The organism is Chryseobacterium sp. WG14, assembly GCF_024586945.1.
Taxonomy (GTDB): domain Bacteria; phylum Bacteroidota; class Bacteroidia; order Flavobacteriales; family Weeksellaceae; genus Chryseobacterium.
In genome coordinates this window covers 138,536-155,671 of the sequence record NZ_JALCZD010000002.1, presented here as the reverse complement: position 1 = coordinate 155,671, position 17,136 = coordinate 138,536, and the positions used below count along the sequence as shown (strand labels likewise).

13 protein-coding genes are annotated in these 17,136 nt (G+C 37.2%); 8 read left to right on the top strand and 5 right to left on the bottom strand.

The features are described from left to right. Positions 1 to 7: 7 nt before the first annotated feature. The 4 genes from MP478_RS03895 to MP478_RS03880 form a co-directional block, all read right to left on the bottom strand. A complete protein-coding gene (locus MP478_RS03895) occupies positions 8 to 1,408 on the bottom strand; it encodes a TolC family protein (protein ID WP_257199649.1) in 1,401 nt (466 codons plus the stop codon). A 1-nt stretch (position 1,409) separates the two neighbouring features. Beyond that, complete coding sequence (locus MP478_RS03890) at positions 1,410 to 2,567, bottom strand: HlyD family secretion protein (RefSeq protein WP_257199648.1); 1,158 nt, start codon at positions 2,565 to 2,567, stop codon at positions 1,410 to 1,412. A gap of 5 nt (positions 2,568 to 2,572) precedes the next feature. Then, entirely contained in the window at positions 2,573 to 2,857 is a 285-nt protein-coding gene (locus MP478_RS03885; protein WP_257199647.1) for a DUF3302 domain-containing protein, read from the bottom strand. 296 nt (positions 2,858 to 3,153) lie between these two features. Continuing rightward, entirely contained in the window at positions 3,154 to 3,759 is a 606-nt protein-coding gene (locus tag MP478_RS03880) for a Crp/Fnr family transcriptional regulator (protein ID WP_257199646.1), read from the bottom strand. A gap of 112 nt (positions 3,760 to 3,871) precedes the next feature. On the opposite strand from MP478_RS03880, the gene MP478_RS03875 reads away from it, so the two are divergent. From MP478_RS03875 to MP478_RS03855, 5 genes are all read left to right on the top strand, one after another. Beyond that, a complete protein-coding gene (locus MP478_RS03875; RefSeq protein WP_257199645.1) occupies positions 3,872 to 4,867 on the top strand; it encodes an isoaspartyl peptidase/L-asparaginase family protein in 996 nt (331 codons plus the stop codon). A 251-nt stretch (positions 4,868 to 5,118) separates the two neighbouring features. After that, positions 5,119 to 5,682, top strand: coding sequence for a hypothetical protein (locus MP478_RS03870; protein ID WP_257199644.1), 564 nt, complete (start codon positions 5,119 to 5,121; stop codon positions 5,680 to 5,682). A 15-nt stretch (positions 5,683 to 5,697) separates the two neighbouring features. Further along, entirely contained in the window at positions 5,698 to 6,360 is a 663-nt protein-coding gene (locus MP478_RS03865; RefSeq protein WP_257199643.1) for a copper homeostasis protein CutC, read from the top strand. Between the two features lie 128 nt (positions 6,361 to 6,488). Then, a complete protein-coding gene (locus MP478_RS03860; protein ID WP_257199642.1) occupies positions 6,489 to 8,960 on the top strand; it encodes a glycoside hydrolase family 2 protein in 2,472 nt (823 codons plus the stop codon). A gap of 274 nt (positions 8,961 to 9,234) precedes the next feature. Next, positions 9,235 to 10,143, top strand: coding sequence for an AEC family transporter (locus tag MP478_RS03855; RefSeq protein WP_230034388.1), 909 nt, complete (start codon positions 9,235 to 9,237; stop codon positions 10,141 to 10,143). A gap of 11 nt (positions 10,144 to 10,154) precedes the next feature. Here the strand turns inward: MP478_RS03855 and MP478_RS03850 are convergent, their stop codons facing one another. After that, positions 10,155 to 10,904: a sulfite exporter TauE/SafE family protein gene (locus MP478_RS03850; protein WP_257199641.1), complete on the bottom strand. Its 750-nt coding sequence runs from the start codon at positions 10,902 to 10,904 to the stop codon at positions 10,155 to 10,157. A 103-nt stretch (positions 10,905 to 11,007) separates the two neighbouring features. Between MP478_RS03850 and priA the strand changes: the two genes are divergently transcribed. From priA to MP478_RS03835, 3 genes are all read left to right on the top strand, one after another. After that, positions 11,008 to 13,455, top strand: a complete 2,448-nt coding sequence (gene priA / locus MP478_RS03845; RefSeq protein ID WP_257190563.1) for a primosomal protein N' — start codon at positions 11,008 to 11,010, stop codon at positions 13,453 to 13,455. A gap of 160 nt (positions 13,456 to 13,615) precedes the next feature. Beyond that, complete coding sequence (gene dacB / locus MP478_RS03840; RefSeq protein ID WP_257190564.1) at positions 13,616 to 15,085, top strand: D-alanyl-D-alanine carboxypeptidase/D-alanyl-D-alanine-endopeptidase; 1,470 nt, start codon at positions 13,616 to 13,618, stop codon at positions 15,083 to 15,085. Positions 15,086 to 15,167: 82 nt separating this feature from the next. Further along, on the top strand, positions 15,168 to 17,099 hold the full coding sequence (locus MP478_RS03835) for a M1 family aminopeptidase (protein WP_257199640.1): 1,932 nt from the start codon (positions 15,168 to 15,170) through the stop codon (positions 17,097 to 17,099). The last annotated feature ends 37 nt before the right edge of the window (positions 17,100 to 17,136 follow it).

The window sequence follows — 17,136 nt, the reverse complement described above, 5'->3', positions numbered from 1 at the left end:
TATAAAATTATGAAAATATGAAGTTTCCTGCTCCTAAAGCCATATAGAGGTTGATCCGTTCTACCCTGTACTGAAGTTCCAGATTGATGAGATTCATTTCATTTTTAAGAAGATCCCGCTGCTTCCGAACCAGTATAAAACTATTACTTGAACCCACTTTTATCTGTTTTTGAGTGAGCTCAATATTGTTTTTAAGTTCATCGATGGCACTTTGGTTATAAAAACGTTGTTTTTCTATAGAATGCAGGTTAGCTAAAGATGATTCTACTTCATTCAAACCATTAAGAACTGTTTTTGAATATTCTTCTACAGCTTGCTTTTGTTGGGAGTTTTTTATTTCTACATTTTTTTTAAGCTTTCCATGGTTGAATACCGGGGAAACCAGCCCGCTGCCTGCTTTTAATAATGGATTGGAAAACAAAGAATTGATAGACTCAGCATTACTGCTGGCTGTTCCTAAAGAAGTATTGATGCTCAATGAAGGAAGCCTTGCCGCATTAGCCTGCTGTACCTCGTAAAAAGCTTTTTCTATTTGGAAATGGCGAGCCTGTATATCTGACCTGCTTTCTAAAAGCTGCAATGGAAAAGATAGTGGGATATCATTCTTTAAGGGAGTAAAAGAATTTTGTGTACTTAGTTTTCCCTCCGGATATTTTCCTGTCAGTAATTCCAATGATCTTCTGGATTGGGTATTCGCATTTTTGATCTTTTCAAGATATCCCTGTAGTGAAATAATTTCTGCGGATATATTGGATAAATCTAATGCATTAGCTGTTCCCACCCTTTTTTGAATCATATATAGCTTTTCCAGCTCTTTTGATTTTTGAATATAAGTTTCAATTTTATACTCCTGGATATTTCCTGCAATATTTAAAAAATAAGCTTTAGCTATCTTCATAGCTATAGATTGATGCAAGAGGATATTTTGGTATTTTGCAGAAAAATAATCACTTGTACTCGCCATTTGTGAAGCTTTATTTTTGCCCCATAAATCTATTTCCCAACTTGCTTTTAACGTCAGACGCTGGATTTGCCTTTCGCTCACCAAATTATGAGATGTATTGGCAACAGCACTGATACTGGGATAAAGATCACTTCCTGCAATTTCCATAGCCAATTCAACCTGATTAAGCTTTTCTTTAGCGATGATAATATCTGCATTATACAGCATCCCTTCATTGATAAGTGTTTCTAATTGAGGTGTCTTTATATCTGTAATCCATTCATAGGAAAGAGATCTTGCATTTGCTGTTCTGTCAAAAATCCAATCATCCGGAATTTGAATGTGAGTAGCAATTTCACTGTTCTCCTTGAGTTGGGCCATATTTTCTTTAGTGGGCTCTTTATAGCCTATACAGGAACTTAAACTTATAGAAAGTATTCCCAATAAAATTAATTTTTTATACATTTTAATGAAGTTTGGGAATCAGGAAGTTAATTTTACTGCTTACACGAACCATCACTTTTCGGATAAGGTGCAATGGTTTGATATGATCAGAATAAATGACCGCAGTTCCTCTTGCCCCTACAGTGAGTTGTTCCTGGTTTTCTTCCAGTACAAATTTTGCAATAAGCTTTCCGTCTGTTTCCGGTAATTGTCTGGCAGTATCAGGAAGTCCGGCTGTAGAACCATTTCCTCCCAGCATTCCTCCCGCATTATTCATAATCCCCTGGCTGGTTGCATCAATTACATATTCAAGTCTGGCTTTCACCACCTTTCCCGGTTCTGTTTTAAGGGCTAGCTCTACTTCATCTCCTTTTTTCACCGTTTCCAATTCATTCTGAGCAAAAAATCCGATAATAGACTGTTGCTTTTGAATTAAAACAAATGCTGATTTAAAAGGTGCCATAATTGCCCCTTCATTAAGCTGAACATTAGGAATGATTCCGTCTGTAGGAGCCAAAACAACTGTTTGAGATAAATTCCATTTTGCCTGCTCCAGTTTAGCCTGGATTTCAGATACAGAAGAATTTTCTCCGTTGTAGGAGGCATTGGATTTGGTTTCCAAAGACTGTTGCTGGGATTGTGCTGCACTGATACGGGATTGTAAATCACGTGCATTGGTTACAGCTTGTTCAAGATCAAATCTATTAGCTGCTCCAGCTTCTACCAATTCCTGATATTGCCTCACTCTTTTGTTGGCAAGATCCAGCTGTGATTGTAAGCCGGAAATGTTTTTCTGGGAAGCAGAGATATCAGTATTATAAGAGCTTACAGTAGCTTTCATATTACTGAGTTTGGCTTCCAAAGATTTGATCTCCTGTAGATAAGGTTCTCTGTCAAGAACAAATAATGTATCTCCTTTCTTTACTTCCTGATTGGTTGCTACATATACTTTTTTTACCTTTCCCAGAACCTGGGTTGTTATATCTACACTTCTGTTTCCTACTTTAACATCAGGGGTAATAGGACAATAATAGTTAAGGCTTAATATTAAAGCGATGCTTCCAAAAATAGGAAGAGAATAAACAACCACCTGTGTGGTGAATGTCCAGGGAATAAGTTTAAATTTTTTGATAAGCAGCCAGCAGATTCCGGCATATATGGCGATGAGTAATTCCAGCATAAGTGTTAGTTTTCTGTCGTATTAAGTTCTTTTTCAGGTTCCGTAATGTCTGTTTCTTTTTTTTGATTACCATAATCATAGTTGGCCCAGATTAAAGCAACCGGCCATAATAGACCTCCGAAAACAAGGGAAAGGAGGCACATACTTTTTATGGCATTCAATTGAGGATGATTCTTTTTTTCTGCTACTTTTTCCGGATAGATATGAGCTTTCCAGAAAAGATAAATTCCCACAATGGGTAGAATAAATAAAATCAGCCATGAAGCGGCATTCGCTATATTGTCTTCCATATTGCCCGTTGATGCCTGTATCAAATTACATGATAACAACAGGCAAAGAAGTAAGGATATTCTTTGCATAAAATAATTGAATAAGGTTTAATGAAAATTAAGTGTAAAACAAGGTTGTAACCTTACCATCATGAATATCCGGCCGGCCACTTTGAATCTTTGGGAAGATTAAAGATTGTTCAATAGTATACTGTTTTTATGGGTGATATTTTTCTCATTCTGCTTACTTATTTTGTGTACTAGTACTTTGAGTAAACAAAAGTAGGAGGAATAAAATGAGAAAAAATATTCCTAAGTTATTTTTTTCTTTCGTTCCTTTTTTTATGAATCCTTGCGGTCATACGGGAAAGAGAGTTGGGGGTAATTCCCAGAAAGTTTGCAATATATTTTCTGTTGGCATTTTGAGAGGTAAAAGGACGGTTCTCCAGAAAATCTTCGTAACGGGAATGGGGAGAAGTAGAACAGAATTGTTCAGTGCGTACTTTTAATATACCAATAATCTGTTTTAAAGATCTGAGGTACATGGTATAGATTCCTCTATACTGAAATGCTATTTCTTCAAATTCACTTTTATTAAACAGGAAAAGCTGCGTGTCAATGACAGCCTCAATGGTGTATTTTCTGTTGCTTTCCTGTAAATAAGATTCCGGACTTTCCATAATAGCGGCTTCTTTTTCTGAAGGTAAAAAGAGATTCGTTTCAACCCCGTTTTCATCATCAAAGAAAAATCTTAATAACCCATGGGAAAGTATGAATAAATGATTGAAAGACTGACCGGGTTCTGCCAGTTTTTCTTTTTTCTGAAGGAGTTTTGGAGTACTGATATTGACCAAAATAGTAATTTCCTCATCAGATAATTCCTGAAAGAATACAATATTTCTGAAAGTTTTGAATAAGTCCATTACAAAGGTAAAGATAATAAAAATAATAGACGAAGCTCTTGTTACACCATTTCGAGGGTGTCATTGAAGTTTTTTTTAGATATTTGCGTTGTATTATATAATTTTGAATACAATGAACAATAACCGAAGAAGTTTTATCAAAAAACTGGGGATCGCAACAGCTGCACTTGCGGTAAATCCTTTAGACTTAATGGCTAGTGAATTACCGGAAAATACCAAAGCGGTAAACAAACCTATTGTCCTTTCTACATGGAATTTTGGTCTAAAAGCCAACGAAGAAGCCTGGACTGTTCTTGGGAAAGGAGGAAAAGCTTTAGATGCGGTTGAAAAAGGAGTTCGTCTTGTAGAGCTGGATCCTAAAGAAAGAAGTGTAGGCTATGGTGGCCGCCCGGACAGGGATGGTAGAGTAACGCTTGATGCCTGTATTATGGACGAAAATTATAATATCGGTTCAGTAGCCTGCCTGGAACATGTTAAAAATCCTATTTCTGTGGCCAGAGCGGTAATGGAAAAGACCCCTCACGTAATGCTGGTAGGAGATGGAGCCCTGCAGTTTGCCCTTTCACAAGGTTTTAAAAAAGAAAATCTTCTTACTCCCGAATCAGAAAAAGAATGGAAAGAATGGCTTAAAACCAGCCAGTATAAACCTATTGCCAATATTGAAAATCATGATACCATAGGAATGATAGCCCTGGATGCACAGGGAAACCTTTCCGGAGCCTGTACTACCAGCGGAATGGCCTTCAAAATGCATGGAAGAGTAGGGGATTCTCCAATTATCGGAGCCGGGTTATTTGTAGATAATGAAGTAGGGGCAGCAACAGCAACCGGTCATGGCGAAGAAGTGATCAGAACGGTGGGAACACACCTTGTGGTTGAGCTGATGAGACAGGGTAGAAATCCACAGGAAGCTTGTAAAGAAGCTGTAGAGAGAATTGTAAAGATCAGTCAGAGAAGAAATAAAAATTTAAAAGATATTCAGGTAGGATTTATTGCCCTCAATAAGAAAGGAGAATACGGATCTTACTGTATTCAGGATGGATTTAACTTTGCGGTATATGACCAGAAAGGAAACCGTCTTGAGACCCCCGAATTTGCTTTGAAATAAATGAATTTGGAATATGCAAAGACACAAAGATTTTAAAATAGTAAGCTGTTTTTAAGTTGTAAGAGAAAATCAAATATGTTCAGCAAGAAGTATATTTTTCTCTACTAAACACTCATCAATTTTATCGGAGATAAAATCCTTGCGTCTTATAAACATACAAATGAACAAACTTTTGCGTCTTTGCGTATTCCAACAAATAAGTTACAGTTATATTGGCTTTAGCCAAAACAAAATATAGATTAAACAAAAATATGAAAAGAACGATTATCGCTTCCCTGTTTTTAATTATAGCATGTAAGGAAGAAAAGAAGGAGAATGTAATACAACCCGAACCCCAGATAAAAGAAGAGGTAGTTCAGGATGCAAAATCTAAGGTTAATGGAGGCGTAGAAGCTCAAAAATGGTTGGAAAAAAGCATTGAAGATTATTTTAAAGCTGATCTAAGTAACCAGGATAGGGAGATGCGGAAAATGACGACAGAAGATTATTACGATTATAAAACAGACGCCATGAATGTTGATATGGATGTGGATGGCAGTCTTACCGAAAAAGAGTTTCAAGATAAGTGGAGAAAGAAATTTGATGTTCAGAAGGCAGGAATTGGTGCAGGATTTCTAATAAGCGGACAAGACTGGGATGAAGTCAAAGTTTCAAGTTGTAAAATACTTGCAGAAAGTGAAAAAGACTTTTTGTTTGCTATTATTCTTTCGGATAAAAAACTCAAAGCTGAATATCCAATCAAGATTAATGTAATCAAAGAAAACGGTTCTTTTCTGATTGCGGATGTGCTGCAGGAAGAAACTAAGTTTAACTAGTAGATAAAAGTAAAAATGTCAAAAATAGAAATAGCATGTTTCAATCCGGAATCAGCAATAATTGCTTTTGAAAACGGAGCCGACAGAATAGAATTATGTGATGGTTTAAGTGAAGGTGGAACCACTCCTGATTTTCAGATAACCCAAAAACTTCGGGAGAAAATAAACATTCCGATTTTTGTGATGATCCGCCCCAGAGGAGGTGATTTTACCTACTCAGAAGCAGAATTTGAGCAAATGAAAAATGACCTGATCCACCTGAAATCTTTAAAAGTTGATGGTTTTGTTTTTGGTATTCTGGACGAAAATGATGAGGTGAATAGTGAGCAGAACAGCGCTTTGGTAGAATTGGCAGCACCACTTCCATGTACTTTTCACCGTGCTTTTGATAGAGCGAAAGACCTGGAAGAGTCTTTGGAAAAAGTAATAGAATGTGGTTTTACAACCATTCTCACTTCAGGTCAGAAACCTAATGTGTCGGAAGGAAAGGAAAACCTTAAAAAATTGGTAGAACTTTCCAATGGAAGAATAGAAATACTTGTAGGTGGGGGACTTCGTTCCTCAAATATTGAAGAAATACGGTCGTTGACCAATGCCGGTTATTTTCACTCTTCTGCAATTACTGATGGCGGTGCTTTTGCTAATGCCGATGAGGTTGTTGCTTTGAAGGCTAAGTAATTGTGGTAATATAAAGTTCGTTTTGTCATTCCGAACCTAGAGAGGAGTTCCAACCTACATCATGAGATTCCTTCGTTCCTCGGAATGACAAAATTACTACACATTTCTTAATGTAAATAAACTTATTGATGAATAAAACTATCTTTTTTGCTCTCTTTTTCATTCAGAATATTCTTTTTGCACAATCTTCAGCAAGAGATTTGTCTGCTGAGCAGTGGCAATTTAAAAACTCAAAAGATAAAAACTGGCTTTCGGCAAAGGTTCCCGGGACGGTTCATCTGGATCTGATGAATAACAAAATTATTCAGGATCCTTTCAAAGATGAGAATGAAAAAAAAGTACAATGGATTGAGAATGAAGACTGGGATTACCAAACCATCTTTAGAGTTTCATCAAAAGAACTGGAATACCATAATATAGATTTGGTTTTTAATGGACTGGATACGTTTTCTGAAATTTATCTTAATGGGAAACTGTTGAAAAAAACGGATAATATGTTCAGGAAATGGGAAATTCCGGTGAAACAGAACTTGAAAAGTGGTGAGAATATATTGCAGGTTAAATTTAAATCAGCAGTCGCAACAGGAAAGACTTTGGCTCAGAAAGTTCCTTTTACAATGCCGGAATCACCAAGAAGTTTTGTCAGAAAAGCACAATATCAGTTTGGATGGGATTGGGGACCCAGGCTTGTCACTGCCGGAATATGGAAAGATGTGAAGCTTGCATTCTGGAATACAGCCAGATTGGTCCATGTGAAGATTGAGCAGAAAAGTTTGTCAGATAAAAATGCGGATCTCAATATTCATACCTTAATATTTGCCGATAAAGAGGGAGAATATACGGTGAATATTAATCATGACGCAAATACTGTACATTTAAAAAAAGGACAGAATAAGATCAGTATTCCTTACCCTATTCAAAATCCCAGACTTTGGCAGCCCAATGGCTGGGGAGAACCTTATTTATACAATATAGATATTACATTGCAGAAGGATTCAAAACTCTTGTCTGATGAAACCCATAAGATCGGTCTGAGAACAGTAGAACTGGTACAGGAAAAGGATGGAAAAGGGAAGTCTTTCTATTTTAAAGTTAATGGAAATCCACTGTATATAAAAGGGACAAACTGGATTCCTGCAGACAGCTTCTCTCCAAGAATTACCAAAGAAAAATACCAAAAACTGATCAGGGATTCCAAAGAAGCTCATATGAACATGATTCGTATCTGGGGAGGTGGAATCTATGAAGATGATGAATTTTACAAAGCTTGTGACGAAAACGGAATTTTAGTGTGGCAGGACTTTATGTTTGCAGGAAGCTTTTATCCGGCAGATGCAGAATTTTTAAACAATGTAAAAGAAGAAGTAAAAGATCAGGTCAACAGACTTCAGAACCATCCGTCTATAGCTTTATGGTGTGGGAATAATGAAATTGACGAAGCCATTGTCAACTGGGGATATCAGAAGCAGTTTAAATATTCCAAAAACGATTCAGTACAGGTTTGGAAGGATTATAAAAAACTTTTTCATGACCTTATTCCAAGTACATTAAAAGAAAACCTTACAGCAGATAAAAATATCTATTGGCCAAGTTCTCCGTCAATCGGGTGGGGTCATAAGGAAAGCCTTACAGAAGGAGATTCTCATTACTGGGGTGTCTGGTGGGGCGAACAGCCTTTTGAAATTTACAATGAAAAAGTAGGACGTTTTATGTCTGAATATGGATTTCAGGGAATGCCCACGTTAGAAACTACAAAATCTATGTTTAGCGGAGCTCCGGATTTGAATTTGCAGAATCCAGCAATTAAGGCCCATGAAAAACATAGCCGGGGTTGGGAGATTATTAATGAATATATGCAGCGCGATTATAAAATTCCGACTGATTTTGTAAAATATAATTATGTTTCTCAATTGCTGCAGGCTAGAGGAATGCAGATTGCTATTGATGCCCACCGCAGGGCAAGACCTTACAATATGGGAACTCTATACTGGCAGCTTAACGATTGCTGGCCGGTGGTTTCATGGTCTTCCATTGATTATCTGGGGAACTGGAAAGCATTTCATTACCAGGCAAAAAGAAGTTTTGAACCTACATTAATATCTGTTTCTGAAACAAAGGAAGCTTTTGATATTTATTTTGTCAGTGATTTACTTAATGATTTAGAAATCAGGTCAGGAGCAGAGCTGATGGACTTTGAGGGTAAAGTTCTTTGGTCTGTGGATACCAAAGATCAGTTATTGGCCAATTCAAGTAAAAAGCAGTTGGAAATAAAAAAAGAAAACTTTTCAAAATTCGATTTGTCAAAGTCTGTTTTAAGGATTTATTTTGCAAACGGTTCAGTACAACAGGAGAAGCTGTTCTTTTTTAATAAACCAAAAGATATAGAACTTCTGAAGCCCACCATTACCGTTAAGAAAATATCATCTACCGAAATTGAACTGTCTACTGACGTCTTGGCAAAAGATGTTTATTTAATCGGAGATACTCATTTCAGTGATAACTATTTTGATCTGTTACCTAAAACGTCAAAGAGAATTATCCTTTCAAAACCTTTGGATACTATTGAAATATTGAGCCTTTGGGAAGTGATGAGAGATTAAAAGATACTTACTCAGTTTTAAGTTAAAAGGATTGGCAGATAACCAGTCCTTTTTTTGTTTTTCATCCGATGATGAGGTGTGTATTTTAAACAATTTCCTGATCACTTATTCAATAAATGGAGTACAGCAACAGGATTCTTACTAAATAATCAACCTTATAGGTTTCCTAAACCCGTAAGGTTATAAAAATGAGAAATAATACTCAAAAAAATATAAGTTTTACCCTTCCAGCTCAAAAATCAGCCGTAAATTTGCGCCATATTTCGCTATTGTTATGATAAATTTTGTTCTGATTGCAGTATGCATTATTGCAGGAATGGTATTCAAAGCAACAAAATCTATCCACCCTGATGCCCATAAGGGAATCAATACCTGGATTCTTTATCTTGCTCTGCCGGCAGTTTCATTTAAATATCTTCCAAAAGTAAAGTGGACGACAGAAATGCTGTTCCCAATTGTGGCGACTTTTCTTATTTCTGTTTTCTGTTTCTTTTTTATGATGTTCTACAGTAAAAGCAAAGGATATTCAAGGCGCTCCAGGAGTACCTTAGAACTGGCAAGCGGGTATAGCAATACTTCGTTTATCGGCTTTCCTTTGATTAGTGCCTTTTATGGAGAAGGACTGTTAAGCATTGCTATAATCTGTGATCAGACTATGTTTTTTGCCCTTTCAACACTGGGTATTATCGCTGCAGTGAAAGGAGGAAGCAGGTCAGGAAAGCTGAGTGCTCTGTTTATTTTAAAACGGTTAGTGACATTTCCACCATTAATAGGCTGTATTTCGGCGTTAATATTATCACAGTTTATAGATTTTACAGCAGCGGAACCTTTCTTTGATAAGCTGGCAGCTACAGTAAGTCCTTTAGCTTTGTTCTCAGTAGGATTGCAGCTAAAGTTTAACGGCTGGAAAAAATTGATTCCCCAGATGTCAATGTCTATGCTTTATAAATTGATTCTGGCACCGGCAATGGTCTTTGGATTGGCTTTACTGTTAGGAATAAAAGGAGATATAGCCAAAATTACCATATTTGAGGCTGCAATGCCTACACTGGTTACTTCAAGCATTATTGCAGAACAGTTCAGGCTGAATACAAAACTCACGAATCTTATTATCGGAGTCAGTATTGCTGTAGGCTTTTTTACTTCTGCATTCTGGTATGAGATGGCAGAACTGTTTTTTTAGATACATGGTGTCTACATATAGGTTCTGATAAAGAAAACAGTGGTAATGATAAAATTGAAAATTACAATTCCGGTTCTTAACTTCAACGGATCAATTTTTTTTGTGAAATGTGCTCCAAAATAACCTCCTAAAATTGTTGCTGTCATCATGGTACAGGTTTCCGGCCAATATATTTTTCCTGCTGAAATAAATAAAATAACAGCAGCCGCATTTGCTATTCCTGTAAAAAGTGTTTTATTAGCATTAATCACTTTAATATCGGATAGTCCAAATAATGACCATATTGCCATCATCATAATTCCTACTGCTCCACCAAAATAACCACCATATATTCCTAAAATAAATTGAGATCCTAATACCAGCCCGGAGCCAATATGTATTTTTTTTCTAAGCCAATTACCCATTTGTTTTCCAAAGGCAAAAGCAAGTGAACCCAATAAAAGAAGCCATGGAACAATTAAATTAAAACCTGCTGATGGAGTATATAAAAGCAGTATCCCACCTGCACACCCACCCAATAAAGTAAGGATAACCATTGCCTTTATTGAGATAGTAGGAAACGGCTTAATATATTCTCTGAATTTCCATGCGCTGGCCAGGCTGCCGGGAAACAACGCTACTGTACTTGATGCGTTGGCCTGAATGGGAGGAACTCCTGTATAAATAAAAGCAGGAAAAGTAATGAAAGACCCACCACCTGCTGCTGCATTAAGGGCTCCTGCTATAAGTCCGATTAAAAATAATAAAATATAGTTCTCCATGAAAAAGAATAGTAAATAAAGATAAAACAAAAAGAAATGAATCATTAATAAAAGATTGCAGTTCTCTGAAGAAAAATTTAATTTTACACTTTAAATATTTCCCTTGCAGTACGTCCAAATTGTTTTACCTCTGAATTTAAAAGGATCTTTCACATACAAAGTTCCGGAAGACCTGATGCCGGAAATCCAAATAGGAATGCGGGTTTTGGTACCTTTTGGAGGAAAGAAAATTTATACGGGAATAGTGTTTGAACTTCATGATAGCGCACCGGAAAATTTTGTAGCAAAAGAAGTAATAAGTCTTCTGGATGATAAACCCATACTTCCGGAAGAGCAGGTCACGTTCTGGAATTGGCTTTCGGATTATTACTTATGCAGTTTAGGCGAAATCTATAGATTGGCGTTTCCCTCTTCTTTAAAGCTGGAAAGTGAAACGTATTTAAAATTAAAGCCTGGCGCTGTAGTAAACTTTGAAAATCTGGATGTTAATGAGATGTATCTTATCCAGGCATTGGAAGTACGCCAGCTTATCAATTTAACAGATATTGAAGCATTTATTCCCAAAAAAGATATTATCAAAACCATCAATTCACTGATTGATCTGCAGTATATTGAAATTGATGAGAAAATTGCTGAAAAATATAAAGCTAAGGAAGTTGCTTACGTAAGAATTAGCGGGGATGTTTTAAACAATCAAAACCTTACCGAAATCCTTTTAAAGCTTAATAAAGCTCCTAAGCAGAAAGATCTGTTCCTTCTTATTTTGGAGAAACAGACCGAACACCCTGACCTTCCTGTTAAAAAAGCTGAACTGTTTGAAGATGGCTATTTTGGAAGTTCTCATTTCAAAGCCCTGGCAGACAAGGGGCTGGTTGAGGAGTATTATATGCAAAAAGATAGGATTGAAAGCTATGAAGGAGAAATAGAAGAATTGGAAGAGCTTTCTGAACAGCAGAAGCTTGCGAAATCTGAAATAGATGAAGCTTTTGAAGAAGGGAAAAACGTGTTACTGCATGGGGTCACTTCATCAGGAAAAACCCATATTTATTTAGAGAAAATAGAGGAGTGTATCCAGAAAGATCAGAATGTATTATTTCTGCTTCCCGAAATTTCCCTGACCAAGCAGATTACCCAAAGATTAGAAAAAAAATACGGCAAGCAATTAGGGTTTTACCACCAAAAGCTGACTGATTTCGAAAGAGTGGAGGTATGGAGACGGATCAGGCAAAATGATATCCGGATTCTTATTGGTACCCGGAATGCTTTATTTTTACCCTACCAGAATTTAGGATTAATTGTAGTGGATGAAGAGCATGATTCTGCGTACAGACCCAGAGAAGTTACCCCTTATTTCAATGCTAAGGATGCCGCGTTAGTGCTGGGAGGTTTCTATGAAGCGGGAGTGATATTAGGCTCTGCCACCCCTTCCGTGGAAAGCTATTACCGCGCCAGAAAAGATAAAATGAAATACATTTTCCTCACTGAAAGGTTTGGAAATGTAAATCTTCCTGAATATGAGCTGATCAATTTTAAAGAAGCCCAGGACTCCAAAAAGGTTTCCGGAAATTTTTCCACAAGGCTTATTGACGAGATCAAAAGAACCGTAGATGAAAAAAATCAGGCTATTGTCCTTCACAACCGCCGGGGTTATGCCAATGTTGTGGAATGTGAGAGCTGTGGTTATGTAAACTATTGTTCCAACTGTGATGTGGTAATGACCTATCATAAAGCGGCCAATGAAATGAAATGTCATTATTGCGGCCAAAAAGCTTCAAAGCCTAAAACGTGCCCAAAATGTAATTCTGAAAATATGAATGAACGGGGAGTAGGTGTAGAGCAGATTCATGAGGAGGTTTCCAAATTATTCCCCGAGAATGAAGTGGATAGAATGGATGTGGATTCTATGCGTAAAAAGTTTGCTTATGAAAAGCTCTATGAAAAAATTGAAGAAGGTGAAACTGATATTGTAGTAGGAACGCAGATGATCTCCAAAGGGCTGGATTTTGATCATATAGAACTGGTGGCCATTCCCAAAGCCGATTCCTTGTTATATGTTCAGGACTTCAGAGCTGAAGAAAGAGCTTACCAGCTGATTACCCAGGTTTCAGGAAGGGCAGGAAGGGTTTCCGGAAAAGGAAAGATACTGATCCAGACCTATAATCCGGAGCACTCCGTATTTCAGCTGATCAAAATGAACAACCCTGCCAAAATCTATAAATATATCCTTACAGAACGGCAGAAATTCCATTATCCGCCTTTTACAAAGCTAATTATGATAGAGCTGAAACACAGAAGAGATGATAAAGCAGACCGTGCTTCTCAGTTTCTGGGATCTATCTTAAGAAAATACCTGCCTGAAGATTGTGTGTTAGGACCGGAAAGAGCCCAAATTGCAAGGCTGAATAATTTATACCAATTTCAGATTTTACTGAAACTTCCCCGTGGGAAAAACTATGAAAAGTTCAAGAGTATGGTTTTGATAAGTTTGAAAGAATTTGATGAAATTACTGCATATCAAAGCATTAAAAAAAGCATTTTTGTTGATTTTTAACAATTTTTAACAAACTTTAGCCTCTTTTATAACGGGAGGATGACCCGTTTTCTGACAATAATATTTACTTTTGGACGTTGATTAAGTGTTTGGCCGTTTTATTGAATGATATAATTAATCATTTTTTATAGCGTCGAAACTATAGAACAAAAAAAGATAGATGGTAAATTTCAGAAAATGTATTTCAAGTGCAGCGGTATTGGCTTCTGGTTTTTTCCTGGCTCAATCTACCGTTTCTACTGTTCTTTACTCACAGGCCTATGACAATCAGAAAAACAGTTTAAATCTGCCCTCACCCGTTAGCTCGGTGGTGGAGAAAACAGTTTTGTCGGCTAAAGAATTAGTAGATATTAATGTAAACACAATGATGGCGGATCCTGTGCTGAAAAATGCATCCTGGGGATTCGTAGTGTATGATCCGAAAACGAAGAAGGTAATCTCTTCGTACAACGAGAATACTCCATTAGTTCCGGCTTCTACCACGAAGCTGCTGACTACTGAAACAGCCTTAAGCTTACTTGGAGAGAACTACCGCTGGATGACCCAGCTTGAGTACTCAGGAGCTGTGGATGAAAATGGAGTGTTGAATGGCAATCTTTATATCATAGGAAGTGGTGACCCTTCTTTAGGAACCAATAAGGCAGGAGCCTGGTCTTACAGGGATATTATTTCAGATTTCGTAGGGGGTCTTTCACGTGAAGGGATTAAAAAGGTAAATGGTGATATTATTATTCAGACAGCGCTTTTCAAAGGCAATATTTCAATGCTTCCGGAAAATGTTGTATGGCTAGAGAACAATAATTATTATTTGCCTGTAGGTACAACCCGTGGAATAAATCCTGCTAACGAAAAGCTGATCGTAAAAAAAGCCAATTTCTCTCCCGAGAAGAAGTTTTTCTACGTTTCTCCTTATGCAAACCAGATGGTGTATGCCGAAAAATATGAAGGAGAGGGTGTTTTAACAACAAAACTTCCTGATGCACCGGCTTATCTGGCCAATTCTTTCAGAACAACTTTAACAAAAAGCGGAATTCCTGTTACCGGAAAAGTTACTCCTAAAATGACAGATGCGGTTCCGGAAAGCAGAAAGATGATTTCAGCGTATAAATCACCAACTTTAGGGGATATTATTTATTACACCAACCAGCACAGTGATAATTCATTAGCTGAGGCCCTGTTGAGAACTGTAGGGTTTCAGAAAATGGGAGATCAAACTTCAGATTCAGGAAGAATGGTAGTAACAGGTCATTTAAGAGATGCCGGTTTTGATATGAACGGTCTGAATTATATGGATGGTAGCGGACTTTCAAGAAGTAATAATGTAACTCCCATTTCTCAGGTTAAGTTTTTAACGTCTTTAATGGACGAAAAATACTATAAGTCTTACCTTACTTCACTGCCGGTAGGAGGACAGTCCGGAACATTGAAAAGGATGTTTATCGGGGGAGGAAACGGACAGGTATTCGCTAAAACAGGAACTTTAAATAAAGTAAAAACTTTAGCCGGTTACCTGAAAACGAATTCAGGAAAAACGTTGGTTTTCTCTTTAATGGTGAATAATTATTCAGGATCAGTAGATATGGTGAAGAAAAGAATGGAAAAAATTCTTGAACCGGCTCTGGACCTATAGAAAAATATTTTAATATTATAAAAGCCTTTTAATCAATGATTAAAAGGTTTTTTTTATATTTGAATCTTACAATATTGTACCTATGAGAAAATTTTACCTCCTGATGTTGGGATTCTTAGTGTCTCAGCCGTTTTATGGACAAAAGCATCACCAAAATACTGAAATGAAAGGGCTCATTGAGAAGGAAATGAAATCCTACACCAATAAGATGGCCACAGGAAATATCAATCCCAATACCCTGAATTATGACCTTCAGTATCAAAGAATGGATGTGGTCTTAGATCCTGGTATTAATAGTATTGCAGGTTCAGTGACCTCTCATTTTAAGCCGAATCAGAATATGGGAAGCATATATTTTGATCTATCAAATGTTTTGACTGTTTCTCAGGTACAATATCACGGAACAGATCTTAGTTTCCAGCAGCTTCCTACAAAGGAAATAAAGATCAATTTTCCTTCCGCTCTTCCTGCTAATACCCTGGATTCACTTACCATTCACTATTCCGGAACTCCGGATCCTGTATACAGTACGGTTATGTTTGGAACTCAGGGAGCCAATATGCCCGCCATGTCTACTCTTAATGAGCCTTATGGTGCACAGGACTGGTTTCCTACAAAGCAGAGCCTGAATGATAAGATTGAACGTTTTGATTTTAAAATCAATACACCCCTACAATTTAGTGTCGCTGCCAATGGAAAGCTAATGTCTGAAACTCCTATTTTAAATGGAAGAAAACTTACATTCTGGAGAACCATGTACCCTACACCTGCCTATCTGATAGCATTGGGTATTACCAATTATGTAAAACTGAATGATACTATCGGAAACCCGCCGTTTCCTTTTGTGAATTACATATATCCGTCTACCAATGCAGACCCTAACAGTATGGCCGGCATTGAATGGACCAAGCAGATTATGAATACTTTTGAAACATATTTCGGTAGCTATCCTTTCCGTAATGAGAAATATGGACATATGGAATATCTCAATGGAGGCGGAATGGAGCATCAGACCATGTCGTCCATGAGTGGATGGAGTAAAACGCTGATTGCTCATGAGCTTGCTCATCAGTGGTTTGGGGATAAAGTGACCTGCGGTGCATGGAATGATATCTGGCTGAATGAAGGTTTTGCTACTTTTGGAGAACATGTAGCCTACGAAAAACTGTTGATGTCGAATCCTGAATTCCTGAATTACTTATCAGGCCAGGTTAATTTCATAACAGGCAATGTTGGGGGAAGCGTAAATGTTCCTGATGCGAGTCTTTCCAGTGTAGGAAGAATATTTGACGGAAGGCTTAGCTATGCAAAAGGGGGATATGTTTTGAGAATGCTGAAATGGATTTTAGGTGATGATGCTTTTTATCAGGCGATTAAAGAGTATCATTCCAGACCCAATTTAGCTTATAATTATGTAAGAACATCAGACTTTAATGCCTCTCTGCTCCAGTCTACGGGAAAAGATTTTACGGAATTTTTTAACGATTGGATCTTTGGGGAAGGATATCCTACGTATGCCATTAAATGGAGACAGCTGGGAAATGAGCTTGTGTTTAATATCGGCCAGACCCAGAGCCACTCTTCGGTAAGCTTTTTTGAGATGCCATTACCTATAAAAGTAACGGGAACGGGAGGGCAGGTAGCTTATCTTGTCCTGAACAATACTTCTAATAATCAATATTTATCTGAAACAGTAACTTTTCCGGTAGCAAGTGTGAAGTTTAATTATGAATACCAGATCCTTGAAAGAAATTCTACGGTAACGCAGGATAACACCCTGAGCGTTGCTTCTGTAGACAAAGAAAACTTTGGTTTGTATCCTAATCCTGCGAAAAATGAGCTTTATCTGAAAGGAATTACAAAAACAACAGATTTCTCCATTCATGCAATAGATGGAAAATTACTGAGAAAAGGGACCTATCAGCCTGGTAAAACAATAGGGATTTCAGAATTGGTTCCGGGAGCCTATATCTTTACCGTTCTGGAGAAAAATATTAAATTTATCAAGCATTAATAGAGATGCGGAAAAGATTATACTATTTACGGATACT